We start from the raw sequence: 1,550 nt of genomic DNA, 5'->3' as shown, positions 1-1,550 counted from the left end.
GGTACAAGCGTATCTAATGTGAATTTAATGTCTGTCGAATCCGAAACATTCCCCGCTTTGTCAGTTTGACGAACGCTAATGCTGTTCTCACCTTCCTGCGCAACAGGTTTATCGGCACTCCAAGTTTTACCGCCATCAGTGCTGTATTCAACGGTCGCACCATCTTCGATACCCGAAACAGTGTAGTCACCCTTGTTGGTGATGCCATCTTTATTGTCACTGCCACTGTCGGTGGTCAAGATAACTATGGGAGCCTGTGGGGAAATCGTATCTTTATCTTGTTGATGTTTATCATCACTATTTTGTCCGGCAATAATACCACCTATGATAGCTCCTCCACCTATAATCCATGGTAAAAGTGAACTACTACCCGATACAACAGGCAACAAAGCCTCTAATCCTGTAATTTCTTTAAATAAAGGTACACCACCATTCCAGTCAAACCATAAAAATCCACATTCATTATCTTCAAAAACTAGATCTGATACTTGTTTATCTTCATATTCTACAAAAAAATTCTCAATTATGATGGTTTCGCCATTCTTTAATTTTAAAATTAAATTATTGCCTTCTTTTACAAATTCCTGCACATCCTCTTCGTGCAGACTAAGATGAATAATTGATGCATCATTCAGAACTAACTGATTATTTTCAGGAACAAATTTGCTTAATGTATCTTTATTTACAACAATAATTTTTGACATTTATTTAGACCTAAAAGACATTATAAAATTGAGCAAAATATGAGTTATTATAAACTACTTTAAGCACATTTTAAGCAATTTTCACTAATTAATTCACAGTTTGATGTTTCTTCGCAACCATCTACTAAACCCCATATATATTTTGAATTCGGCTCAGGTTTCCACCGGTGTGAAACAATCCTTCTAGCTGAGTTGCTTTATTTGTTGGATGCCTTCTTAGTAAATCACTCAAATAAGCATACAGATCCAGGATTCGGTTTGGCTGATTAATTTAAAGTCATGATATTAACCGCCTGCACACACTACGCAGCACACTTATAAATCACCTATTTTACGGACTAAATTCCACAAACATACCCACCCCTTGTGGAGCAATGCTCAGATTGGATGCTGCGGGGTTAAGCTGGCGCTATTAGCAGAAACCTTAAAAAAAACAGCTAGTGCTACAACAGCAGGTTATACATGCAGATGGAACACCAATGACTGTAATGCAGATTGCCAGGAATAAACCGAAGAAAGGTTATGTTTGGGACTATACCACTACACTACACAATCCCATTCAGGCCGTCATTTATGACTTCCAACTGAGTCGGGCAGGTCAACATGCTGAAGATTTCTTGATAAGCTGGCAAGATCATTTGGTATGTGATGATTACAGTGATTTTTTGTACACGACAAAAAAGATAACTCATTGAAATAATGGCATAATACTTGTTTTCTGACGACGAATATGATGACACATTTCAATGAGTTACATCTCATCTTAAACAAATATCTAAAGTGGAACAAGTCACATGCAAAATGTTTTACACTGATTATGCTTGCATTAATTGTAAAACAGACATG

The 1,550-nt window shown here is 36.8% G+C and carries 1 protein-coding gene and 2 pseudogenes; 2 read left to right on the top strand and 1 reads right to left on the bottom strand.

Going from position 1 to position 1,550, the window contains the following annotated elements; genetic code table 11:
- A partial coding sequence (locus AVJ20_RS17880) for a BapA/Bap/LapF family prefix-like domain-containing protein (protein ID WP_162689814.1) occupies positions 1-704 on the bottom strand: 704 nt, incomplete at its 3' end.
- A 382-nt stretch (positions 705-1,086) separates the two neighbouring features.
- On the opposite strand from AVJ20_RS17880, the pseudogene AVJ20_RS17875 reads away from it, so the two are divergent.
- Together AVJ20_RS17875 and AVJ20_RS17870 are read left to right on the top strand one after the other, a co-directional pair.
- A pseudogene (locus AVJ20_RS17875) lies at positions 1,087-1,369 on the top strand (IS66 family transposase); the annotation flags it as partial.
- Positions 1,370-1,437: 68 nt separating this feature from the next.
- Positions 1,438-1,550: pseudogene (locus tag AVJ20_RS17870) on the top strand (IS4 family transposase); the annotation flags it as partial.

The sequence above is a fragment of the Acinetobacter sp. CFCC 11171 genome, assembly GCF_003268405.1.
Classification (GTDB): domain Bacteria; phylum Pseudomonadota; class Gammaproteobacteria; order Pseudomonadales; family Moraxellaceae; genus Acinetobacter; species Acinetobacter amyesii.
The sequence above is the reverse complement of the archived record's forward strand: the minus strand, read 5'-3'. Positions and strand labels throughout refer to the sequence as shown.